16 protein-coding genes are annotated in these 21,117 nt (G+C 63.5%); 9 read left to right on the forward strand and 7 right to left on the reverse strand.

The features are described from left to right. Positions 1-38 precede the first annotated feature (38 nt). The 7 genes from BM408_RS01200 to glp all read left to right on the forward strand — a co-directional run bounded on the left by BM408_RS01200 (position 39) and on the right by glp (position 9,349). Positions 39-2,330 carry an Orn/Lys/Arg family decarboxylase gene (locus BM408_RS01200; RefSeq protein ID WP_092126107.1) on the forward strand — a complete coding sequence of 764 codons (2,292 nt, stop codon included), beginning with the start codon at positions 39-41 and terminating at the stop codon, positions 2,328-2,330. A 70-nt stretch (positions 2,331-2,400) separates the two neighbouring features. After that, on the forward strand, positions 2,401-3,834 hold the full coding sequence (locus BM408_RS01205) for an aldehyde dehydrogenase family protein (protein ID WP_092126109.1): 1,434 nt from the start codon (positions 2,401-2,403) through the stop codon (positions 3,832-3,834). After that, positions 3,827-4,774 (forward strand): restriction endonuclease, encoded by a 948-nt coding sequence (locus BM408_RS01210; RefSeq protein ID WP_092126111.1) that lies wholly within the window; start codon positions 3,827-3,829, stop codon positions 4,772-4,774. The genes BM408_RS01205 and BM408_RS01210 overlap by 8 nt, the downstream gene beginning before the upstream one ends. A 129-nt stretch (positions 4,775-4,903) precedes the next feature. After that, positions 4,904-5,665, forward strand: a complete 762-nt coding sequence (locus tag BM408_RS01215; RefSeq protein WP_092126114.1) for an SDR family oxidoreductase — start codon at positions 4,904-4,906, stop codon at positions 5,663-5,665. A 327-nt stretch (positions 5,666-5,992) separates the two neighbouring features. Next, on the forward strand, positions 5,993-7,120 hold the full coding sequence (moaA, locus tag BM408_RS01220) for a GTP 3',8-cyclase MoaA (RefSeq protein WP_092126116.1): 1,128 nt from the start codon (positions 5,993-5,995) through the stop codon (positions 7,118-7,120). A 25-nt stretch (positions 7,121-7,145) separates the two neighbouring features. After that, a complete protein-coding gene (gene mobA / locus BM408_RS01225; RefSeq protein WP_092127218.1) occupies positions 7,146-7,772 on the forward strand; it encodes a molybdenum cofactor guanylyltransferase MobA in 627 nt (208 codons plus the stop codon). A gap of 269 nt (positions 7,773-8,041) precedes the next feature. After that, positions 8,042-9,349 carry a molybdopterin molybdotransferase MoeA gene (glp, locus tag BM408_RS01230; RefSeq protein ID WP_092126118.1) on the forward strand — a complete coding sequence of 436 codons (1,308 nt, stop codon included), beginning with the start codon at positions 8,042-8,044 and terminating at the stop codon, positions 9,347-9,349. 74 nt (positions 9,350-9,423) lie between these two features. Here glp and BM408_RS01235 read toward each other — a convergent pair whose 3' ends face one another. The 4 genes from BM408_RS01235 to BM408_RS01250 all read right to left on the reverse strand — a co-directional run bounded on the left by BM408_RS01235 (position 9,424) and on the right by BM408_RS01250 (position 15,665). After that, on the reverse strand, positions 9,424-12,588 hold the full coding sequence (locus BM408_RS01235; protein WP_092126120.1) for an efflux RND transporter permease subunit: 3,165 nt from the start codon (positions 12,586-12,588) through the stop codon (positions 9,424-9,426). Between the two features lie 6 nt (positions 12,589-12,594). After that, positions 12,595-14,001 (reverse strand): efflux RND transporter periplasmic adaptor subunit, encoded by a 1,407-nt coding sequence (locus BM408_RS01240; RefSeq protein ID WP_092126122.1) that lies wholly within the window; start codon positions 13,999-14,001, stop codon positions 12,595-12,597. Positions 14,002-14,268: 267 nt separating this feature from the next. Next, positions 14,269-14,751 (reverse strand): ribonuclease HI, encoded by a 483-nt coding sequence (rnhA, locus tag BM408_RS01245; protein ID WP_092126124.1) that lies wholly within the window; start codon positions 14,749-14,751, stop codon positions 14,269-14,271. A gap of 89 nt (positions 14,752-14,840) precedes the next feature. Next, positions 14,841-15,665, reverse strand: coding sequence for a class I SAM-dependent methyltransferase (locus BM408_RS01250; protein ID WP_175541644.1), 825 nt, complete (start codon positions 15,663-15,665; stop codon positions 14,841-14,843). A 32-nt stretch (positions 15,666-15,697) separates the two neighbouring features. Here BM408_RS01250 and gloB point away from each other — a divergent pair, with 32 nt between their 5' ends. Continuing rightward, on the forward strand, positions 15,698-16,468 hold the full coding sequence (gloB, locus tag BM408_RS01255) for a hydroxyacylglutathione hydrolase (RefSeq protein ID WP_092126126.1): 771 nt from the start codon (positions 15,698-15,700) through the stop codon (positions 16,466-16,468). Between the two features lie 131 nt (positions 16,469-16,599). Continuing rightward, positions 16,600-18,018 (forward strand): transglycosylase SLT domain-containing protein, encoded by a 1,419-nt coding sequence (locus BM408_RS01260; protein ID WP_254774666.1) that lies wholly within the window; start codon positions 16,600-16,602, stop codon positions 18,016-18,018. Between the two features lie 32 nt (positions 18,019-18,050). Here BM408_RS01260 and BM408_RS01265 read toward each other — a convergent pair whose 3' ends face one another. The 3 genes from BM408_RS01265 to BM408_RS01275 form a co-directional block, all read right to left on the reverse strand. Continuing rightward, entirely contained in the window at positions 18,051-18,203 is a 153-nt protein-coding gene (locus BM408_RS01265; protein ID WP_092126130.1) for a DUF3096 domain-containing protein, read from the reverse strand. A 135-nt stretch (positions 18,204-18,338) separates the two neighbouring features. Beyond that, a complete protein-coding gene (locus tag BM408_RS01270) occupies positions 18,339-19,790 on the reverse strand; it encodes an efflux transporter outer membrane subunit (RefSeq protein ID WP_092126132.1) in 1,452 nt (483 codons plus the stop codon). Positions 19,791-19,795: 5 nt separating this feature from the next. Then, positions 19,796-21,115 (reverse strand): efflux RND transporter periplasmic adaptor subunit, encoded by a 1,320-nt coding sequence (locus tag BM408_RS01275; RefSeq protein ID WP_092126134.1) that lies wholly within the window; start codon positions 21,113-21,115, stop codon positions 19,796-19,798. Positions 21,116-21,117 lie beyond the last annotated feature (2 nt).

Consider the following 21,117-nt stretch of genomic DNA (forward strand, 5'->3'; position numbering starts at 1 on the left):
ATTTTTTGTTTTAAACACATCGCCAAAGGAGCGCGACCATGTTTTTCAAATCCCTCGACTACCCCATCGTCATCGTTGACAACTGCTATGACTCCCAGCACCTGCGCGGCACCATGATCCGTGAGCTGGCCGGCGAGCTGCGCGCCCAGGGCCAGCGGGTGATGGACGGCCTGACGCAGGACGATGCCCGTGTTGCCGTGCGCACCTATGTAGCCGCCTCGGCCATCCTGATTTCCATCGACGCGTCCGCCAGCCAGGCCGACCAGTTCGAAAAAATCGAAGCGCTGCTGGAAGACAACCTGGCACGGCATCCCGACCTGCCGGTGTTCCTTTACGGCGAACGCGGCTCGGTTGAAAAAGTCCCGACCCAGCTCGTCAAACATGTGCGCGGTTATTTCTACCTGTTTGAAGACACCAAGAGTTTTATCGCCCGCCAGGTGCTGCGCGCCGCCGAGGCCTATATGGAGCAGTTGCTGCCGCCTTTTTTCAAGGCGCTGGTCAAGCACACCGCGAGTTCAAATTACTCCTGGTACACGCCGGGCCACGCAGGCGGTGTCGCTTTCACCAAGTCGGCCGTGGGCCGCGCCTTTCACCAGTTCTTCGGCGAAAACACGCTGCGCAGCGATTTGTCCATCTCGGTGCCCGAGCTCGGCTCGCTGCTGGACCACAGCGGCCCTATCAAGGACGCCGAGGCCGAGGCCTCGCGCAACTTCGGTTCCGACCACACCTTCTTCGTCACCAACGGCACGTCGACTGCCAACAAGATCGTCTGGCACGGCACCGTGGCGCGCGGTGACGTGGTGGTGGTCGACCGCAACTGCCACAAGTCGCTGCTGCACTCGCTCATCATGACGGGCGCGATCCCGGTGTACTTTTTGCCCAGCCGCAATGCGCACGGCATCATCGGCCCCATCAGCCACGACCAGTTCGACCCTGCCGCGCTCCAGGCCCGCATCGCCGAAAGCCCGCTGGCCAGCAAAGCCATGGCCGCGGGCGCCAGGCTGCGCATCGCCGTCGTCACCAACTCCACCTACGACGGGCTTTGCTACAACGCCGAAAAAATCGCCCACCGCATAGGCGGCGCGGTGGACTACCTGCATTTTGACGAAGCCTGGTATGCCTACGCGGCCTTCCACCCCTTCTATGAGCACTACTACGGCATGGCCAAGGGCAAGCCGCGCGAGCAGGACGCCATCGTCTTCACAACGCACTCCACGCACAAGCTGCTGGCCGCGTTCTCGCAGGCCTCCATGATCCACGTGCGCGACAGCCGCACCCGCAAACTGGACACCGGGCGCTTCAACGAAGCCTTCATGATGCACACCACCACCAGCCCTCTTTACCCGGTGATCGCCGCCTGCGACATGGCCTCCAAAATGATGGAGGGCGAAGCCGGCGCCTCGCTGGTGCAGGAAATGCACGACGAATCCTTCGCGTTTCGCCGCGCCATGCTGCAGATCGAAGGCGACCTGCCCAAAAACGACTGGTGGTTCAAGGTCTGGCAGCCCGACCCGGTCATCAAGAAACTGCGCAAGGCCGCCGGCTCGGCGACGCCGGCCTCCCAGCCCGAAGACTGGTGCCTGCGTCCCAATGCCGACTGGCACGGCTTCGGCGCGCTGGCCGACGACTTCGTGCTGATAGACCCCATCAAGGTGACGCTGACCATGCCGGGCCTGGAGATGAGCGGCGACATGGGCGCGCAGGGCATACCCGCGCCGGTGGTCAGCAAATTCCTCTGGACACGCGGCATCGTGGTCGAAAAAACCAACCTCTATTCGCTGCTGATACTTTTCTCCATGGGCATCACCAAAGGGAAATGGGGCACGCTGGTGGCCGAGCTGATGAGCTTCAAGCAGCTTTACGACGCCAACGCGCCGCTCAACGAAGTGCTGCCAGACCTCACGGACGCCTACCCGCATGTGTACGCCACCACCGGCCTGCGCGACCTCTGCGACGCCCTGCACAACTTCAACCGCACCAACCAGGTTCCGCAGGTCATGCGCGAGATGTATGTGGAGCAGCCCGACCTGGCCATGATTCCGGCCGACGCCTACACCCACCTGGTGCGCGGCGAGGTCGAGAAAGTCGAGGCGCATGAGCTCAAGGGCCGCATCGCCGCCACCATGCTGGTGCCCTACCCGCCAGGCATTCCGCTCATCATGCCCGGCGAGCGCTACAACGAAAAAGCCGAATCCATCTTCCGCTACCTGGCGATCGCGCAGGAGCAGGACGCGCTGTTTCCCGGTTTCGAGTCCGACATCCACGGGCGCGAGGTGGAAACCGACGCCTCGGGCAAGCGCCGCTACCTGGTAGAGGTTCTCAAGAACTGAGGCCCTGCTTGTTTGATACCAGCGATTTCCCCCGCTGCCGCGAACGCCGGTTTCAAGCAAAATCAGGTCCATGCAGCTCAATTACATCGCCAACGCGTCGGTTCCATCCTCTTCCGGCAAAACCATTCCCGTCATCGACCCGTCCGACGGCCAGGCCTTTGACGAGATCCAGCGCAGCAATGCGCACGACATCGACACCGCGGTGCAAAGCGCCCGCGAGTGCCTGGAGCTGGTATGGAGCCGCTTTAGCGCCGCCGAGCGCGGGCGGCTGTTGATGCGGCTTTCCGCCAAGATCGCCGAGCATGCCGAAGAGCTGGCGATGATTGAGCAGCGCGACTGCGGCAAGCCGACCAAACAGGCGCGCGCCGATGCGGCCGCCCTGGTGCGCTACTTCGAGTTTTATGCCGGCGCCTGCGACAAGCTGCACGGCGACACCATCCCCTACCTGGACGGCTACAGCGTGATGACCTGGCGCGAGCCCCACGGTGTAACCGGCCATGTGATCCCCTGGAACTACCCGATGCAGATCTTCGGCCGCAGCGTGGGCGGCGCGCTGGCGGCGGGCAACGTCTGCGTGGTCAAGCCGGCCGAAGACGCCTGCTTGTCCTTGATCCGGGTGGCGCAACTGGCCGCCGAGGTCGGCTTTCCGGCCGGCGCCATCAATATCGTGACCGGCTACGGCCATGAAGTGGGCGACGCACTGGCCCGCCACAAGGGCATTGACCACATCAGCTTTACCGGCAGCCCCACGGTGGGCACGCTGATCCAGCAGGTGGCGGCCGAGCGCCACTGCCCCGTCACGCTGGAGCTGGGCGGCAAAAGCCCGCAAATCGTCTTTGCCGACGCCGACCTGGACCTGGCCATCCCGGCCATCATCAACGCCATCGTGCAAAACGCCGGTCAAACCTGCTCGGCCGGCTCGCGCCTGCTGGTGGAGCAGGCAATTTACGAGCCCCTGCTGCTGCGCCTGGGCGCCGCCTTTGAAAACCTGCGCGTCGGCCCCGCCGCCATGGACCTGGATGTCGGCCCGCTGATCCGGCAAAGCCAGCAGCAGCGTGTGTGGGACTTTTTAAGCGATGCGCAGGTGGCCAACATCAGCATGGTGGCCCAAGGCCAGATCGTCGACGAAGCACCCGAGACCGGCTTTTACCAGGCCCCCACCCTGCTGCGCGACGTGCCCGTGACGCACCGGCTGGCGCAGGACGAGGTCTTCGGGCCCGTGCTCTGCGCCATGAGCTTCAAGAACGAAGACCACGCGGTCGAGCTGGCCAACGCCACACAGTTCGGCCTGGTCGCCGGCATCTGGACGCGCGACGGCGCGCGCCAGTTCCGCATGGCCAAACGCGTCAAAAGCGGCCAGGTGTTCATCAACAACTACGGCGCCGGCGGTGGCGTCGAGCTGCCGTTTGGCGGCGTGAAGTCCTCAGGCTATGGCCGCGAAAAGGGCTTTGAGGCGCTGTATGGGTTTACTACGCTGAAGACGGTTGCGGTGCGGTATGGGTAGCTCGGACTCAAATGGTAGTTCTTCGTCAAATAAACCTCTGATTGACCACACCAAGCTGAGCTTACGGGAGTGGTTAAAAATCGTTTTAACACCAGAAGAAGATCGAAAAGTGTTGACTCAGGTCTGTTGCTTTCCAACAGATGAGCTGCTTCGCGAATTCTTATTAAACGTAGACCTGGTCTCTGATATCGAGTGCAGACATCTCCTGCGTTCACTGCTGATCGGCGGCGGAACCTATGGATTTGACCATCGGAATCTACCGTTTCATATCGAAAATTTGCCGCTAGAAAAGTCTGAATACCTTAGACGATTGATTACCGGTGAACGTGCTTGGGAAGGTATTCACTGGATACTAGACCTGCTACCCGACAATCCCAGAAAAGCACTGGCAGTCATGGAGATTTTCTCCAGCAATTTTTTTAATCAACTCTCCGACGGATTCCTAAATGGTCTTAACGATGCGGCGTCCATTATCAAAACGCGATATATCAAAAGAGACCACGAACCAGACGTTCTTCTAGAGTTAAAACCGCTAGAGTTTGAGTTCTTGGCTTATGAGCTGTTCCGAGCAATGGGTTATGAAGCTACTCATACGGGGAAATCTGGAGATGGTGGGATCGACGTACGTGCATGGAAAAAGGAAAGAGGCCAACAAGAGCATGTTTTTATCCAATGCAAGCTTGTAAAAGACAAAGTCGGTGTTTCACCATTGCGTGAATTGTTTGCGGTAGTCGAAACCCATCGCGCAAGTCGCGGCGTTTTCATCACCAACTCGGAGTTCACCAAACCGGCTATTCGCGAATCAGGCCTACGAGGCCATCGAGTCGAACTTTTGGGATTTGCAGCCTTGGACCGCCTTCTGAATGAGAATTTCGGCCCAGAATGGCCGGCACGCTTACCGGCTCTCGTTTGGCGCGCGAACAAACGAGACCGAAGCTGACTATTACTTATCACACGTGACCACGAACTCCGCTTCCATTAGCACTGATAGTTGACGACTGATTTGATGCTGAAGATGTAATAAGCTCACGTAGTAGTTCTAAAACCAATAACACTTGGAGACAAACCCATGCGGGTCAAAGACAAATCCATCATCGTCACCGGCTCCGGCGGCGGTATTGGGGAAGGCATCGCCAGGCGGCTGGCGGCCGAGGGCGCCAAGGTCATCGTCAACGACATCAACGTCGCGCTGGGTGAGAAAGTGGTGGCGGCGATCACCAAGGCGGGCGGCACCGCCTCCTTCTTCGCCGCCGATGTGACGAAGTCCAGCGAAGTCAAAGCGCTGGTCCAGGCCGCTGTGGACCGTTACGGCCGGCTCGACGTGATGGTCAGCAACGCCGGCTGGACGCACCGCAACCAGCCCGCGCTGGATGTGAGCGAGGACGATTTCGACAAGTGCTACGCCATCAACGTCAAAAGCATTTACCTGGCCACCATCCACGCCACGCCGGTGTTTCGCAGCCTGGGCGGCGGCAGTTTCATCAACATTGCCTCTACGGCCGGCGTGCGCCCCCGCCCGGGGTTGACCTGGTACAACGGCTCCAAGGGAGCGGTCATCACCACCTCAAAGTCGCTGGCAGCCGAACTGGGGCCTGACAACATCCGGGTGAACTGCATCAACCCGGTCTTTAACCCCGACACGGGCCTGTCCGCCGAATTTGCCGGCGGGCCGGTGGACGAAGAACGCAAGGCGAGGTTTCGGGCCAGCATCCCGCTGGGACGCTTCTCCACCGCGCTGGACGTGGCCAACGCGGCGCTGTATCTGGCCAGCGACGAGGCGGACTTCATCAGCGGGGTCTGCATTGAGGTGGATGGCGCTCGGTGTGTCTAAATAAACCCCTTGAGCTAACCCTCTGATCTCAACCCAGCATGAGCCGCGGAACCGGCTTTGCCGGGCCGCAGGCGGGCGACCCCCTCGGGGGGCAGCGTATTACACGAAGTGAAAAGCGTGGGGGCTACATCCGACCGTGGAACCGGCTCTGCCGGGCCGCAGGCGCCGCCCCTCGAGGGGGGACAGGCTACACGCAGTGAGCCTGGGCGGGGGGATTCATTGCATCAAAGTCAAAGGTCATTAATCGCGCATCCTTTGGGGATAAGGGCCGTTTTTGGCCCTTCAGCAGGGCCAATGGAGTAAATTCTCCCTTTAGGCCTCCCCACGATGACGATCAAAAAGATTATTCCGCTGGCAGATATACGCTACGCAAGCCGCGTACCGCATATTCCTGCCCGCTTGACGGCGCCGACGGGCCTGTTGAGTGACACGCTGGGCCGGCCGCTGCGGGACTTGCGCATCAGCGTAACGGACCGCTGCAACTTCCGCTGCAGCTACTGCATGCCGCGTGAGGTGTTCGACAAGGACTACGCCTTCCTGCCACAAACCTCGCTGCTGAGTTTTGAGGAAATCACCCGCCTGGCCAAGGTATTCGTGGCGCATGGGGTCGAGAAAATCCGGCTGACAGGTGGCGAGCCGCTGCTGCGCAAGCACCTGGAAGTGCTGATCGAGATGCTGGCAAAACTGCAGACGCCGCAGGGCAAGCCGCTGGACATCACGCTCACCACCAATGCATCGCTGCTCGCCAAAAAGGCCCAGTCGCTCAAAGACGCAGGCTTGCAGCGCGTCACCGTGAGCCTGGACGCACTGGACGACACGACCTTCCGGCGTATGAACGATGTGGACTTTCCGGTGGCCGATGTCCTCAAGGGCATTGAGGCCGCGCAAAAGGTGGGGCTCTCACCGCTCAAGGTCAACATGGTGGTCAAGCGCGGCACCAACGACGCCGAGATCCTGCCCATGGCCCGGCACTTCCGCCACAGCGGCGCGGTGCTGCGTTTTATTGAGTACATGGATGTGGGCGCCACCAACGGCTGGCGCATGGACGAGGTGCTGCCGTCTGCCCAGGTGGTGGAGCGCCTGAACGCCGAATTCCCACTGGTGGCTATTAACCCAAATTACACCGGCGAAACCGCCGAGCGCTGGCGTTATGCCGACGGCGCGGGCGAGATCGGCGTGATCAGCAGCGTGACCCAGGCTTTTTGCAGCGACTGCAACCGCGCCCGGCTCTCGACCGAAGGCAAGCTGTTTTTGTGCCTCTTTGCCAGCCAGGGCCAGGACTTGCGCGCCCTGCTGCGCGGCAGCTACGGCGACGACCAGATCGCGGCGGCGGTGGCGCATATCTGGCAGGGGCGTGATGACCGTTATTCGGAATTGCGCGCTGAGATGCCTGCCGACACGAGCACCTCTGATTCAAACGCCAAGCGCGTCGAGATGAGCTACATAGGCGGCTGATTTGACACCCAACGACCACCACGCCATGCCCATCCACGCCGAAGCCATCACAGGCGTGATCCTTGCCGGCGGCCGGGGTTCGCGCATGGGTGGGGTCGACAAGGGCCTGCAGAACTTCAATGGCGTGCCATTGGCCTTACATACGCTGATGCGGCTGTCGCCGCAGGTCGGCGAGGTCATGGTCAATGCCAACCGCAACCTCGCCGCCTACGAGTCTTTCGGCGTGCCGGTGTGGCCCGACAGCACCGGGCTGGGCGAGTTTGCCGGGCCGCTGGCGGGCTTTCTCACCGGGCTGGAGCGCTGCGAGACGCCTTATATGCTCACCGTGCCCTGCGACACACCGCTGTTTCCGGACGATCTGGTGGCGCGGCTGGCCCAGGCCTTTGTGGCGGAAGGCGCCGACTTTGCCATGGCCGCTGCACCGGAAGAAGACGGCCAGCTCAGACCCCAGCCGGTGTTTTGCCTCATGGGCACCCACATGCTGGAAAGCCTGGTGCGCTTTACCCATGGCGGCGGCCGCAAGATCGACGCCTGGACGGCGCAGCACAAAACCGCCCTTGTGCCCTTTGACCGGCCCGGCGACGACCCGCACGGCTTTTTCAACGCCAACACGCTGGCCGAGCTGCACCAGCTGGAATCCCGCCGGGACTAGGGCCTGTTAACACTATGTTTGCAAGATGCGTTGCGAGTCAAAAAGGCCTTGAGCAAGGCGCAAAACGCAGGCGGGGTGAACCCCGTCAAGGCTTTGCAACGCCGCGCAAGGCCTTTTTGATCGCAACCCGAAGGGAATGGGGTGAGAAAGCCGCCACTCGGCGTTGCGCTCCTAGCCCAGACGTGAGTCTGGGCGTCGTCACGCGCCTTGATTGGCGGCTTTCTCACCCCATTCGCATTTGTAAACATAGTGTTAACAGGCCCTAACACGTGAAAACACTGGACCAAATTGCCGCGGAGCTGCAAGGCTACGACCCGCAAGCTCTCTCTGCCGGCCAGGTGCTGGACTTCCTCTCCCGGCTGGTCATGCCGGTGCAGGATGCCCTTGAACTGCCGCTGATGCAGGCCTTTGGCCGGGTGCTCGCGAGCGATGTGGTCTCGCCCTTTGACGTGCCGCCCCACGACAACTCGGCCATGGACGGTTATGCCTTTGACGGCAGCCAACTGGCAGCCGGCACCGCGCTGGAGCTGCAGGTGGCGCCTGGCACCGCGCTGGCAGGCAAGGCCTGGCAAGGCAGCGTGCAGCCCGGCAAGTGCGTGAAGATCATGACGGGCGCCATTATGCCGCCCGGCCTGGACACGGTGGTGCCGCAAGAGTTTATTTCCGTGCGCACCGGGGCCGGCAACGCAGAATTCATCACCATTCCCCCCAAGCTGCTGGGCGCCGGCGACAACCGCCGCCTGCGCGGTGAAGACCTGATGCAGGGCCGGCCGGCGCTCCAAAAAGGAGAGTTGCTGACACCTGCCCGTCTGGGGCTGGCGGCCTCTTTGGGTCTCAAGACGCTGAGCACCTGGCGGCCGCTGCGCGTGGCGTATTTCTCAACGGGTGACGAAATCCTCTCGCTGGGCGAGGCGCCGCGTGAAGGCGCGGTGTACGACAGCAACCGCTACACCGTCTTCGGCATGCTCAGCCGTCTGGGCTGCGAGGTGATCGACATGGGCGTGGTGCGCGACGACCCGGCCCTGCTGGAAGCGGCTTTCACCGAGGCCGCCGCGCGAGCTGACGCCATCATCACCTCGGGCGGCGTCAGCGTGGGCGAGGCCGACTTCACCAAGGCCATGATGAAAAAGCTGGGCGACGTGGCCTTCTGGCGCATCGCCATGCGGCCCGGCCGGCCCATGGCCGTGGGGCGCATACCGGCCACCAAGGGCGGCAACCCCAACGGCGCCATTCTTTTCGGCTTGCCCGGCAATCCGGTGGCCGTGATGGTGACCTTTCTCGCCTTTGTGCGCCCCGCCCTGTTGCAGATGATGGGCGCCGGCGCCGAATCGCCGCTGCTGCTCAAGGCCCGCAGCACCGAAGCTATCCGCAAGAAAGCCGGCCGCACTGAATACCAGCGCGGCTGGGTTTCCACCGCACCGGACGGCTCACTGCAGGCCAAAACCACCGGCAGCCAAGGCTCGGGTGTGCTGCGATCGATGGCCGAAGCGAATGGGCTGATCGTGTTGCATCATGCGCAGGGCAACGTAGCGGTGGGCGATGAAGTCGATGTCCTGATGTTCGAAGGCGCGATCTAACCAGCTAGCGCAAAGAGATTACCCATAAAAAACGCCCTCCGGAGAGGGCGTTTTGCATTGAACTGCGTAGCGTCTTACTTGGCAACGTACTCAGGATGCTCATGATGTGCATCCGGCTGCTCTTTGGCCACAGCCTTGTTGGCGCCCGGAATCGCCTTGCGGGCAAACAGGGTGTACATGGTGGGCACCACAAAGACAGCCAGCACGCTGCCCAGCGACATCCCGCCCACAATCACCCAGCCGATCTGCATGCGGCTTTCAGCGCCCGCGCCGTGCGACAGTGCCAGCGGCAATGCGCCCAGCACCATGGCGCCGGTGGTCATCAGGATGGGCCGCAGGCGCTGTGACGAGGCCTTGACGACCGCGTCGATCATCTCCATCCCCTGCCCGCGCAGCTGGTTGGTGAACTCGACAATCAAAATGCCGTGCTTGGTGATCAGGCCCACCAGCGTGATCAGCCCGATCTGCGAATACACATTGAGCGAGCCGCCCGTCCATTTCAGCGCCAGCAAAGCGCCCAGCATGGACAGCGGCACCGACAGCATGATCACCAACGGATCGACAAAGCTTTCAAACTGCGCGGCCAGCACCAGGAAAATAAACAGCAAGGCCAGCACAAACACAATGGCCAGCGCGCCCTGCGAATTGCGGAACTCGCGCGAAGTGCCGTTCAGATCAGTGCTGTAGCCGGTCTTGAGTATCTTGGCCGATGTCTCATCCATGAAGCGCAGCGCCTGGCCCAGCGAGTAGTCGCTGGAGAGGCTGGCGGTGAACGAAACAGAGCGCCGCTGGCCGAAGTGGTTGAGCTCGCGCGGCGAAACGCTTTCGCGCACCTTCACCAGCGCCGACAACGGAATCATCGCGTCGTTGCGGCCGCGCACGTAAATGCGGTCAATGTCCTCGGGCGTAGTACGGCCGCTGGCCTGGGTCTGCACGATCACGTCGTACTGCTCGCCGTCGCGTTTGTAGCGCGTCACGTTGCGGCCGCCCAGCAGGGTTTCAATCGCCTTGGCCACCACCTCGACGCTCACGCCAAGGTCGGCCGCCTTGTCGCGCTCGACCTCGATGCGCAATTCGGGTTTATTGAGCCGCAGGTCCACGTCGGTGGAGACGATGCCCGGGTTCTTGGCCATCTCGTCCAGCATCTGGCGTGTGACGGCGTTGAGGTTCTGGTAGGTGTCCGAGGTCTGGATCACAAAATTGAGCGGCCGGTCGCGAAAGCCCTGCCCCAGCGACGGCGGCGTGATGGTGAAGACGTTGACGCCGGGCAGCGCATTGAACTTGGGCTGCAGTTCCTTGGCCATCTCGATGGTCGTGCGCTTGCGCTCGTCCCAGTCCACTGTGCGGTAGACCACGCTGGCCTGGGCCACGGTAGGGTTGCCGATGTTGGCAAAGATACGGTCGAACTCGGGGAAAGACTCGCCGACTTTCTCCATCGCCCGGGCATAGCGGTTGGTGTAGTCCAGCGTGGCGCCGTCAGGCGCCGTCACGTTCGCCAACACCACGCCGCGGTCTTCGATGGGCGAGAGCTCCTGCTTCATGGTCGGGAAGACCAGCGCGATGGCTGCCGCGCTGAGCACCATCACGCCCACCACGATCCAGCGCGCCTGGAAAATAAATGCCCTGAACTTCTGGCCCCAGCCCGAGCCTTCGCCCGAAGGCTCCCAGCGCTTGGTGACGATCCAGCGCAGCAGGTCGCCATAGCGGTCGGAAATGCTGGTCAGCACCTTTTCCATGGTGCGGTCAAAACGGTTGGGTTTGGGGTTGTGCTTGAGCAGCTGGGTGCACAGCATGGGCGTGAGCGTCAGCGCCACAAAGCCCGACACCACCACGGCGCCGGCCAGCGCCAACGCGAACTCTACAAACAGCCGCCCGGTGCGGCCCGGCGTAAACGCCAGCGGCGCGTACACCGCCACCAGCGTGGCCGTCATGGTGATCACCGCAAAACCGATTTCACGCGCGCCCTTGATGCCGGCCGAGAACGGGTCCATGCCCTCTTCGATGTGGCGGAAGATGTTCTCCAGCATCACGATGGCGTCGTCCACCACCAGGCCGATGGCCAGCACAAGCGCCAGCAGGGTCAAGGTGTTGATGGTGAAGCCGGCCAGCGCCATCAGGGCGAAGGTGCCGATCAGGCTCACCGGGATCGTTACGATGGGGATGATGGAGGCACGCATGGTGCGCAGGAAGACAAAAATCACCAGCGCCACCAGGATGATGGCTTCAGCAATCGTGCGGTAAACGTTCTTCACCGACTTGTCGATAAACACCGAGTTGTCGTTGGCGACGTCGATCAGCATGTCGGGCGGCAAGTCGGCCTGCAGCTTGGGGAAGGCTTCGCGAACACCCTTGGACAAATCCAGTGGGTTGGCTGTGGCCTGGCGGATCACGCCGACGGCCACTGCCGAGCGGCCGTTCAGGCGCACAGCGGTGCGTTCGTCGGCCGCGCCTTCCTGCACCCGCGCAACGTCGCGTATCTTGACCGAGAAGCCGTTGACGTTCTTGACCATGATGTCGCCGAACTGGCCGGGCCTGACCAGGTCGGTCTGGGAGGTCACGCTGAACTCACGCTGCTGCGACTCGATGCGGCCGGCTGGCAGCTCGAGGTTGCTGCGGCGTATCGCGTCTTCAACGTCTTGCGTGGTGAGGCGGTAGGAGGCCAGCTTGTCGGTGTCCAGCCAGACGCGCATGGCGTATTTGCGTTCACCGTAGATGCGCACGTCGGCCACGCCGGTCACGGTTTGCAGGCGCGGCTTGACGATGCGGTTAACCAGGTCGTTGATTTGCAGCGGCGTCATCGACTCGCTGGAAAACGCCAGCTGGATGACCGGGAAGGCATCGGCCTCGACCTTGGCGATCACCGGCTCTTCAATCGCCTGCGGCAGGCGGTTGCGCACGCGCGAGGTACGGTCGCGCACCTCGGCGGCGGCCGAATCGGCGTCTTTTTCAAGCCGGAAGCGCACGCTGATCTGCGCCTGGTCGGCGCGGCTGATGGAGGTGATCACGTCCACCCCGTCGATGCCCGCAATGGAGTCTTCGAGCGGCTTGGTGACTTGCGATTCGATCACCTCGGCGGACGCGCCCACATAGCGCACGCTGACGGTGACGACGGGTTCGTCAATCTTGGGGTATTCGCGCACCGTCAGGCGGTTGAAGCTGACGGCCCCAATCAGCACGATCAGCAGCGACAGCACGGTGGCGAAGACCGGGCGGCGTATGGAAACTTCAGCGAGTTGCATAGCGGATCAGGTTGGATCGCGGGCAGGCGGGCCGGCTGGGCTGCGCTCGGCGGGTGACACGCTGCGCACCGGAACCAGGGCGCCGGGGGCCGGGGCTTCCGACACCACGACACCGCAAGGGTTGGGGCCGGCCAATGGCGCTTGCTGGGCTGCGGGGGCCGCTGCGACAGCAGCCTTAGGGGCAGCAGCCTCAGGAGCCGCAGGGGCTGCTGCGGCCGGCGAAGCCTGTGGTGCTGGCGAAGCGGCAGCGGCAGCAGCAGCGGCTTTTCCATTGCCACCGCCCGAGCGGGCAGAAGCATTCGCGGCCAGGTCCACCACGCTCACCACCGTGCCGTCGCGCTGCACACGCTGCTGGCCTGTGGCCACCACGGTGTCGCCGGCTTCCAGTCCTTCAAGAATCTCGACCTTGCCGGGGCTGCGCAGGCCGACTTTGACTTCTACACGTTTGGTGGTGCGGGTCTGCTCGTTCGGGCCTTCCAGCAGCTTGATGACGAATTGCCTGGAACCCTGCGGAACAATCGCTTCCTCGGGCACCACACGGGCGTTTTCGCGCACGCCGAACACCGTGTTGACGCGGGCGAACATGCCGGGGCGCAACTGCAGCTGGCGGTTGTCGATGCAGCCGCGAATGCCGATGGAGCGGCCGTTGGCGTCGATCAAGGGGTCTATGGCCTGGATTTGTGCGTTGTACTTGCGCCCGGGCAAGGCATCGATGTCGAGCATGGCCGTCTGGCCGCGCTTGATCTTGTTCTGGAAACGCTCCGGCAGGCGGAAGTCGACAAAGATGGCTTCGATGTCTTCGATGTTAACGATGTCGGCGCCGTCCTTGAGGTAGTCGCCCACGTTGACGAGGCGGATGCCGGCGATGCCGTCAAAGGGCGCGACGATTTTCAGGCGGGCTGCCGTGGCCTGGGCCAGTGACAGCTTGGCCTCGGCCACCTGGAGGTTGGCTGCGCTCTCATCGAGCGATCGCTGGCTGATGAAGTTTTGCGCGACCAGTTCCTGGTTACGCTTCTGGTTGGCGCGGGCAATGGAAAGCTCGGCCTGGCTTTGCTGCACCTGGGCCAGCGGCAACTGGTCGTCGAACTGCACCAGCACCTGGCCTTTGCGCACGCGCTGGCCGTCGGTGAAATTGAGTTGCGTGATGCGGCCGCTGACCTCGGGCCGCAAGACCACGCCACGGCGTGAACGCAGGCTGCCCACGGCCTGGGTGTCATCCGACAGCCTGGCCAGTTCCACCCTGGCGGCTTCCACAGCGACCGGTTTTCCTGCAGCAGCGCCATTGCCGGTAGCGGCAGGCGACGCCTCCGCGGCATTGCCCGGCGCCTTGGGTTTCTGGAGCCACCAGGCAGCGCCCGATGCGACCGCAATGCCCGCTGCGGCGACCGCTATGTAGATTACTTTTGATGCCATGGGGGAGGAAAGCTTGTTATACAAAGATACAAACTTCCAATGTAGCAGGACACCATGGCAGAAGCAGCCTTTTCGGGGCTATGCCAAGGGGTAAGCGCGGTAGCTTTACAACGGCTTTACGCAAGGCTGCGCGGCCATATTGGGGCAAACGCTATGTACGCTTATGGTGCGCGTAACGGTCGGCCCGGCAAGGGCATGTTCAAGCCATGTGCTTATGCGCTTTTTTCGGTGCAGCCTCACCGCCGGCAGGCCGCCCCTGCGGCCTTGTTACAAACGGCCCAGCGCCCGCTCCACACCCTTGTTGGCCAGCGCGTCGGCGCGCTCGTTGCCGGGGTCGCCGGCATGGCCCTTGACCCAGCGCCAGTCGATCTTGTGGCCGCTGCCGCTCACGAGCGCGTCCAGGCGCTGCCACAGGTCCACGTTCTTGACGGGCGCCTTGGCCGCCGTGCGCCAGCCCCTGGCCTTCCAGCCGTGGATCCACTCGGTGATGCCCTTGCGCACGTACTCGCTGTCGAGGTACAGCGTCACGTTGCAGGGCCGCTTGAGCGCCGCCAGCGCCTCGATGACGGCCATCATTTCCATGCGGTTGTTGGTGGTGCCCAGCTCGCCGCCGAACAGCTCTTTTTCGGTGCCGCCCTGGGACAGCAGGACGCCCCAGCCACCGGGTCCGGGATTACCCTTACATGCACCGTCGGTGTAGATCACGACAGGCTGGGATGGAGTGGCTGGGCTGGTGGATAAATCGGTCATGCGTTGCGTTTGCCCGTGTTGTGCTTGTTTGTGAAAACGCCGGGCCACTTACCAGCACCCGGCGGTTAAAAAGGAAAAGAAAAATCAGTTCAGGCCGGTGGCCGCGACCGGGCGGCCGGCTCCTTGTTGGCCACCGCAGCCGGCGCCGCCGCCGGGGCCTTGCGCGTCTTCCAGGCGGGCTCCAGCAGCCGCACACCCCGCACACGCTTGACCGCTGCGAGAAAGTACACGGCGCCGAAGATGGGCCACCAGCGCTCGCCCGCGGCGTCCATCCACTCGAAGCGATCCAGCCAGGCCTGGCTGGTCAGCGCCGGGCGGTAGCAGCCAAAGCGCCCCGACTCTACCTCAAAGTCCAGCAGCCGCAGCCAGTCGCGCAGCCGCCAGTAGCCAATGAACTCGCCGGTCTTGGGCAGGAACAGACTGTCATAACCCCAGCGCTGGTAGAGGTGGCCGCGTCGCTGGCGCAGGCCCCAGAGGCTGGTGGGGTTCAGGCCGCTGATGACCACACGCCCCTCGGGCACCAGCACGCGGCTGACTTCACGCAGCGTGGCATGCGGGTCGCGGCTCAGCTCCAGCGTATGCGGCAGCACAACGAGGTCAAGGCTGCTTTCCGGAAACGGCAGCGCACCTGAATCGGTCAGCAAGGCCGCGCGCCGGGAACTTGCGGCCGGCGCGGCAGTCGCACCATCCGCCGGTGCGGGCGCAACAGGAGGAAGCGGTGATTCAAGCGCCAGCCATTTGTGCGGCATGCGGTTGGCCTGCAGGGCATCGAGTTCCGGCAGGCCCAGTTGCAGCGCGTGGTAGCCGAAGACATCACTGACGGCCTCGTCGAAATGCGTGCGTTCCCAGCCCAGCAGATAAGCGCCCGGCGGCGTCTTCAGCCAGTCGGTCAAACCTATAATTTCGGAGCTCATTGAGACCACCGCAAGTTCATCGAAACCACCGCATGTATTTGATCCCCATTCCTGCCTTCGACGACAACTACCTCTGGTTGTTGCATGACGGCAAGCGCGCCCTGGTCGTGGACCCGGGAGATGCCGGGCCGGTGCTGCGCGCCCTGAGTGAGCACGCATTGCAACTGGAGTCGATTCTAGTCACGCACCACCATGCAGACCACACAGGCGGTGTGGATGCGTTGCGAGAAGCAACCGGCGCCAAAGTCTATGGCCCGGCGACCGAGCGCATTCCGCAGCCCTACACACACCTGAACGGTGGCGACACGGCGCACGCATTGGGGCTGGACTTCCAGGTGATCGACGTGCCGGGCCACACGGCCGGCCACATCGCCTATTACACGCCCCACATGAACGGCAAACCCCTGCTGTTTTGCGGCGACACCTTGTTCTCCGGCGGTTGCGGGCGTTTGTTTGAGGGCACACCGGCGCAAATGCTGGCCTCGCTCGACAAACTTGCCGCCCTGCCCGCCAACACCGTGGTGTGCTGCACCCATGAATACACGCTGAGCAACCTGCGCTTTGCCATGGCGGTGGAGCCCGGCAATGCCGACCTGGTGGCCTACCAGGCGCAATGCATACGCCTTCGCGAGCAGAACCAGCCGACTTTGCCGACCTCCATGGCACAAGAACTGCTGGTTAACCCCTTTTTACGAACACGGCAAGCCACTATCATGACGGCTGCCCGGCACTTTGATGCGTCGGCCCGTGATGACACCACCGTATTTGCCGCCATCCGGCAGTGGAAAAACCAATTCAAATGACGCCCCATCACCGCACCACTGCAGCTTCTGGATCTTTCAGTTTCATCAATTCCCGCTTTGTTTCGCTCGCGTTTATCCTCGTTACGGCACTGCTTGCAGGTTGTGCAACGCAGCAGCAGCAGCCCCCCGGCATGCCGGGCGACCCCGTGCTGACCGCAGGGCCCGGTACCAAACCCCAATTGCCCACCGGCCCGCTCCAGGCCATCACGCCGGGCCAGGCCGGCTCACACCAGATCGTCGCCTCGACCGAGCCGCCCAAAGAGCTCTGGGACCGCATCCGCCGAGGCTTTGCCATGCCCGACCTGCAAAACGATCTCGTGACCGACCGTGAGCAGTGGTACGCCAGCCGGCCCGACTACATCCAGCGCATGACCGAGCGCTCCAGCAAGTACCTCTTTCACATCGTTGAAGAACTCGAGCGCCGCCAGATGCCGACCGAGCTGGCTCTGCTGCCTTTTATTGAAAGCGCCTTCAACCCGCAGGCCGTCTCCAGCGCCAAAGCCGCCGGCATGTGGCAGTTCATGCCGGCCACCGGCAAATACTTTGACCTGAAGCAAAACGCCTTCCGCGACGACCGCCGCGACGTGTTGGCCTCTACCCGCGCCGCACTCGACTACCTGCAAAAGCTGTACGGCATGTTCGGCGACTGGCACCTGGCGCTGGCTGCGTACAACTGGGGTGAAGGCAGCGTGGGCCGGGCCATCGCCAAAAACCAGAGAGCGGGCCTGGGCACCAGCTACACCGACCTGAACATGCCGGCGGAAACGCGCCTCTACGTGCCCAAGCTGCAGGCCGTCAAAAACATCGTCGCCAACCCGCAGGCCTTTCGCACCGAGCTGCCGCTGATCGAGAACCACCCCTACTTCCAGCAGGTGCTGATCACGCGCGACATCGACGTGGCCCTGGCCGCGCGCCTGGCCGACGTCAAGATTGAAGACTTCAAGGCGCTCAACCCTTCGGCGCACCGCCCTGTGATCATCGCGGCCGGCACGCCGCAAATCCTGCTGCCCTGGGACAACGCCACGGTGTTCCAGCGCAACTTTGAAGCCTACAGCCAGGGCCAGTACGCCAGCTGGACGGCCTGGACAGCGCCCAGCACCATGAACCCGGCCGAAGCAGCGCGCCGCACCGGCATGAGCGAGGCCGACCTGCGCGGCGTCAACAACATCCCGCCGCGCATGCTGATCAAGGCCGGCTCCACCTTGCTGGTGCCGCGCTCGGCCAAGGTAGAGACCGATGTGACCAGTCATGTCGCCGACAACGCCCAGGTGTCATTCGCGCCTGAGGTCGTGACCCGGCGCACCACCGTCAAGGCCCGCAAGGGCGAATCGGTGGCCACCATCGCCAAGCGCTACGGCTTGAGCGCCGCGAATGTGGCCGAGTGGAACAACGTCAGCACCTCCACCGCATTCAAGCTGGGCCACCAGGTGGTGGTGTTCCTGCCGGTCAAGAGCCATGCGGCTTCGTCCAGCCATGGCCGCGGCAAAAGCAACGTCAAGGCTGTCAAGCGCAGCAGCGCCAAGCCTGTTGTGAAGTCCAGGAAGCGCTGAAGTACCTTACGCCCCATCGAGGCGCGGCAAGGCTAGAACTTCATCGAGCCGACGCCGAAGAGGCCGATCAAGCCAATCACGATCAGGTAGATCGCCACGATGTAATTGAGCAGGCGCGGCATGATCAAAATCAGGATGCCGGCGATCAGCGAGACCAGGGGGCCAATGCTCAGGGAGAGGTTCATGATGCGTCCTTTAGGGCTTGTTGTACGGTGATTGCACTTTAGGGTGCAGGTACCGCAGCCGCTGTAGGACGACAGGAAAAGATGCGGGCGGCCGCCTGGCCGACGTTACCGACCGGTTGGCGGCCCGCCAGCCTGCTATTGGGCGGTAGACACAGGCGTGCCCTGCCCTTGCCAGTCGCCTCCCAGTGCCTTCACCAGAAACACCGACACCAGCATGCGCTGGCCGAGCAACTGCGCGGCCTGGCGCTCACTGTTGAGCTGCGACTGCTGCGCCGTGATGACGTCCAGGTAGCTCGCCACACCGCCCTCGTAGCGGTCGTTCGCAATCTCCAGCACACGCCCCGAGCTGGCGATGGCGCGCTGCGCCTGGCTGTAGGCGCGGTCCAGCGCGGTGACGCCGCTGATGCCGTCTTCCACTTCCTGCATGGCTGTGAGCACGACGCGGCGGTAGTTGGCCACCGTCACGTCATAGCCGGCCTGCGCGAAGTCCACGTTGGCGCTGATGCGGCCACCGTCAAAAAGCACCTGCGTCGCCGACACACCCAAAGACCACAGCACGCTGGGCGCATCGAACAGGCTGTGGAAAATCCGGCTGTCCAGACCCACAGTCGGGGACAGCGAAACACTGGGGTAAAACGCCGCGCTGGCCACGCCGATTTGCGCATTGGCCGCGGCCATGGCGCGTTCAGCCGAGGCGACATCGGGGCGGCGCTCCAGCACATCCGAAGGAATGCCCAGCGGAATCGCGGGCGGCGTGAGCGGCGTGGTCTGCGGCGGCAGTGTGAATTGCGGCGCGGGCGTGCCGGTGAGCGTGGCAATCGCATGCTCGAACTGGGCGCGTTGCCGCTTGAGCACGTCGACCTGGGTCAAGGTGGTGTCGAGCAGGGCTTGCTGCTGCGCCATGTCCAGGCCTGACGTGGCGCCCAGGTCATGCCTGTCAGTGGCCAGCACCAGCGAGCGCCGCTGCAGCGCGATGGAGCGCGCCAGCACATCGAGCTCGGTATCCAGCGCGCGCAGGCTGAAGTAGTTCACCGCCAGGTCAGAGGTCAGCACCAGGCGGGTGTTCTCCAGGTCGGCGGCAGACTGCTCCGCCGTCGCGCCCGCTCCGTCGACCAGGCTCTGCACCCTGCCGGCCAGGTCCACCTCATAGCTGACGGCCAGCGTGGCGGTGTAGTCGTTCTGCACCGTCGAAAAGTTCGGCGAGTTGTAGTTGGTCAGTGGCCGGTTTGCCGAGATCTTCTGGCGGGCGGCCCGGTAGCCGAAATTGACCTGCGGGAACAGGCTGGCCGAACTGACCGCCAGGCTGGCGCGCGCCTGCGCCAGCCGCGCATTGGCGGCGGCCAGTGTCTGGTTGCCGGACATGGCTTTTTGCGCCAGCGCGTTGAGCTGGGGGTCGCCAAAACGCTCCCACCATGGGCCCTTGGCGGCCACGTCATTGGGCGTGCTGGCGCGCCAGGGCGCCTCTACCTGCCAGGCCACGGGCATATCGACTGTGGGCTTGCGGTAGGCCGGGCCTGCCGAGCAGCCGGCCAGCACGGCGCCGGCCAGTACCGCCCAGAGCGCGCTCCTCGGACCTGTTGCCTTCATCCTGTTCACGGTGCAGCTTTCCCTGCTTCGGCCTTGGCCTCAGCCTTGCCTTCCGTTTTTCCCTTGTCGGCAACCGCCACGCCCGGCTTCTGGCCGGCCTTGTCGCCTGCTTTGTCGTCCTCGGCGGCGTTGAAAGTCACGGTGTCGCCTTCGGCCAGCGAGTCCGACGGGTTGAGCACCAGGCGCTCACCGCTGCTCACGCCACCAACCACCTCCACCCGCTCACCGTAATTGCGCCCGAGCTGCACAGGCTTGAGGCGCACACGCCCTTCAGCGTCGATAGCCGCCACCTTGACGCCGTCGCCGCGAATGATCAACGCATTGTTCGGAATGGCCAGGCCGCGGCTGGCCGCCAGCGGCAATGCCACTTGCACAAAAGCGCCCGGCAGCAAGGTGCCTGCTGTATTGGGCAGCGATATCTCTACCTGCATGGAGCGCGAGGTGGCGTCAATGGACGCCGCCGTGCGGGCTACCTGGCCCTGGAATTTCTGGCCGCGCAGTTCGGCCTGCGTCACCACCACGCTTTGCCCCGGCTTGACGAGCTGCGCGTAAGTCTGCGGCACGTTGACGTAAAGCCGCAGCGGGTCGGTCTGCGTGACGACGAACAGCGCTCGCGTCAGGCCGCCGCTGGCGCCGGCATCGATCAGGTCGCCGGTGTCGACGTTGCGCCGCGTGATGACGCCATCGGTGGGCGCGATGATGCGCTTGAAGTTTTCGAGCTGGCGCAGGCGCTGCACATTGGCCTCAGCCGCCGCCAGGTTGGCGCCGGCCTGCGCGCTGGCGCTGCGGCGTTCGTCGACTTCCTGTTGCGAGACTGCATCCTTTTTGCGCAGCGCCTCCCAGCGCACTGCCGTGCTCTGGGCCAGGTCCAGGCTGGCCGCGGCCTGCTGCCGCGCGGCAACCGCTTGCGACAGCTGCTGGTCGATCTCAGGCGTTTCAATCTCGGCCAGCAGTTCACCCTTGGCGACACGCGCGCCTATGTCTTTGGTCCAGCGCTTGACGTAGCCGCCCGCGCGCGCATAAATCGGTGACTGCACAAAGCCCTGCAACGTGCCCGGCAAGGCCAGCGTCTGGCCGGTCTCGCTGGCCTTGGCCAGTGTGGTCTTCACATAATTCTTGTTGCGTTCGGCAGCGCCGGCTTCGAGTTCTTTGGCGTTGTAGACCCGGCTGATCACCGTGCGGCCCGCGCCTACGGCCAGCACCACCAGCACGATGACAGCGGCGATCTTGGCGCGGCGCACGATCTGCCCGCGCTTGAGCAGTTCACCCGACTCACCCGGCTCGACGGGATGCAAGGCCAGGGGGGAATGGCGTTCTTCGGACATGG

This window comes from Polaromonas sp. YR568, assembly GCF_900116715.1.
GTDB lineage: Bacteria > Pseudomonadota > Gammaproteobacteria > Burkholderiales > Burkholderiaceae_C > Polaromonas.

Bases quoted from the DNA above. Each gene is read 5' to 3' on its own strand.
- BM408_RS01270 (WP_092126132.1), bottom strand. From the start codon at position 19,790: ATGAAGGCAACAGGTCCGAGGAGCGCGCTCTGGGCGGTACTGGCCGGC.
- mobA (WP_092127218.1), top strand. From the start codon at position 7,146: ATGCCCATCCACGCCGAAGCCATCACAGGCGTGATCCTTGCCGGCGGC.
- BM408_RS01215 (WP_092126114.1), top strand. From the start codon at position 4,904: ATGCGGGTCAAAGACAAATCCATCATCGTCACCGGCTCCGGCGGCGGT.
- moaA (WP_092126116.1), top strand. From the start codon at position 5,993: ATGACGATCAAAAAGATTATTCCGCTGGCAGATATACGCTACGCAAGC.
- BM408_RS01250 (WP_175541644.1), bottom strand. From the start codon at position 15,665: ATGAGCTCCGAAATTATAGGTTTGACCGACTGGCTGAAGACGCCGCCG.
- BM408_RS01200 (WP_092126107.1), top strand. From the start codon at position 39: ATGTTTTTCAAATCCCTCGACTACCCCATCGTCATCGTTGACAACTGC.
- BM408_RS01235 (WP_092126120.1), bottom strand. From the start codon at position 12,588: ATGCAACTCGCTGAAGTTTCCATACGCCGCCCGGTCTTCGCCACCGTG.
- BM408_RS01240 (WP_092126122.1), bottom strand. From the start codon at position 14,001: ATGGCATCAAAAGTAATCTACATAGCGGTCGCCGCAGCGGGCATTGCG.
- BM408_RS01210 (WP_092126111.1), top strand. From the start codon at position 3,827: ATGGGTAGCTCGGACTCAAATGGTAGTTCTTCGTCAAATAAACCTCTG.
- rnhA (WP_092126124.1), bottom strand. From the start codon at position 14,751: ATGACCGATTTATCCACCAGCCCAGCCACTCCATCCCAGCCTGTCGTG.
- BM408_RS01275 (WP_092126134.1), bottom strand. From the start codon at position 21,115: ATGTCCGAAGAACGCCATTCCCCCCTGGCCTTGCATCCCGTCGAGCCG.
- gloB (WP_092126126.1), top strand. From the start codon at position 15,698: ATGTATTTGATCCCCATTCCTGCCTTCGACGACAACTACCTCTGGTTG.
- BM408_RS01205 (WP_092126109.1), top strand. From the start codon at position 2,401: ATGCAGCTCAATTACATCGCCAACGCGTCGGTTCCATCCTCTTCCGGC.
- BM408_RS01260 (WP_254774666.1), top strand. From the start codon at position 16,600: ATGCCGGGCGACCCCGTGCTGACCGCAGGGCCCGGTACCAAACCCCAA.
- BM408_RS01265 (WP_092126130.1), bottom strand. From the start codon at position 18,203: ATGAACCTCTCCCTGAGCATTGGCCCCCTGGTCTCGCTGATCGCCGGC.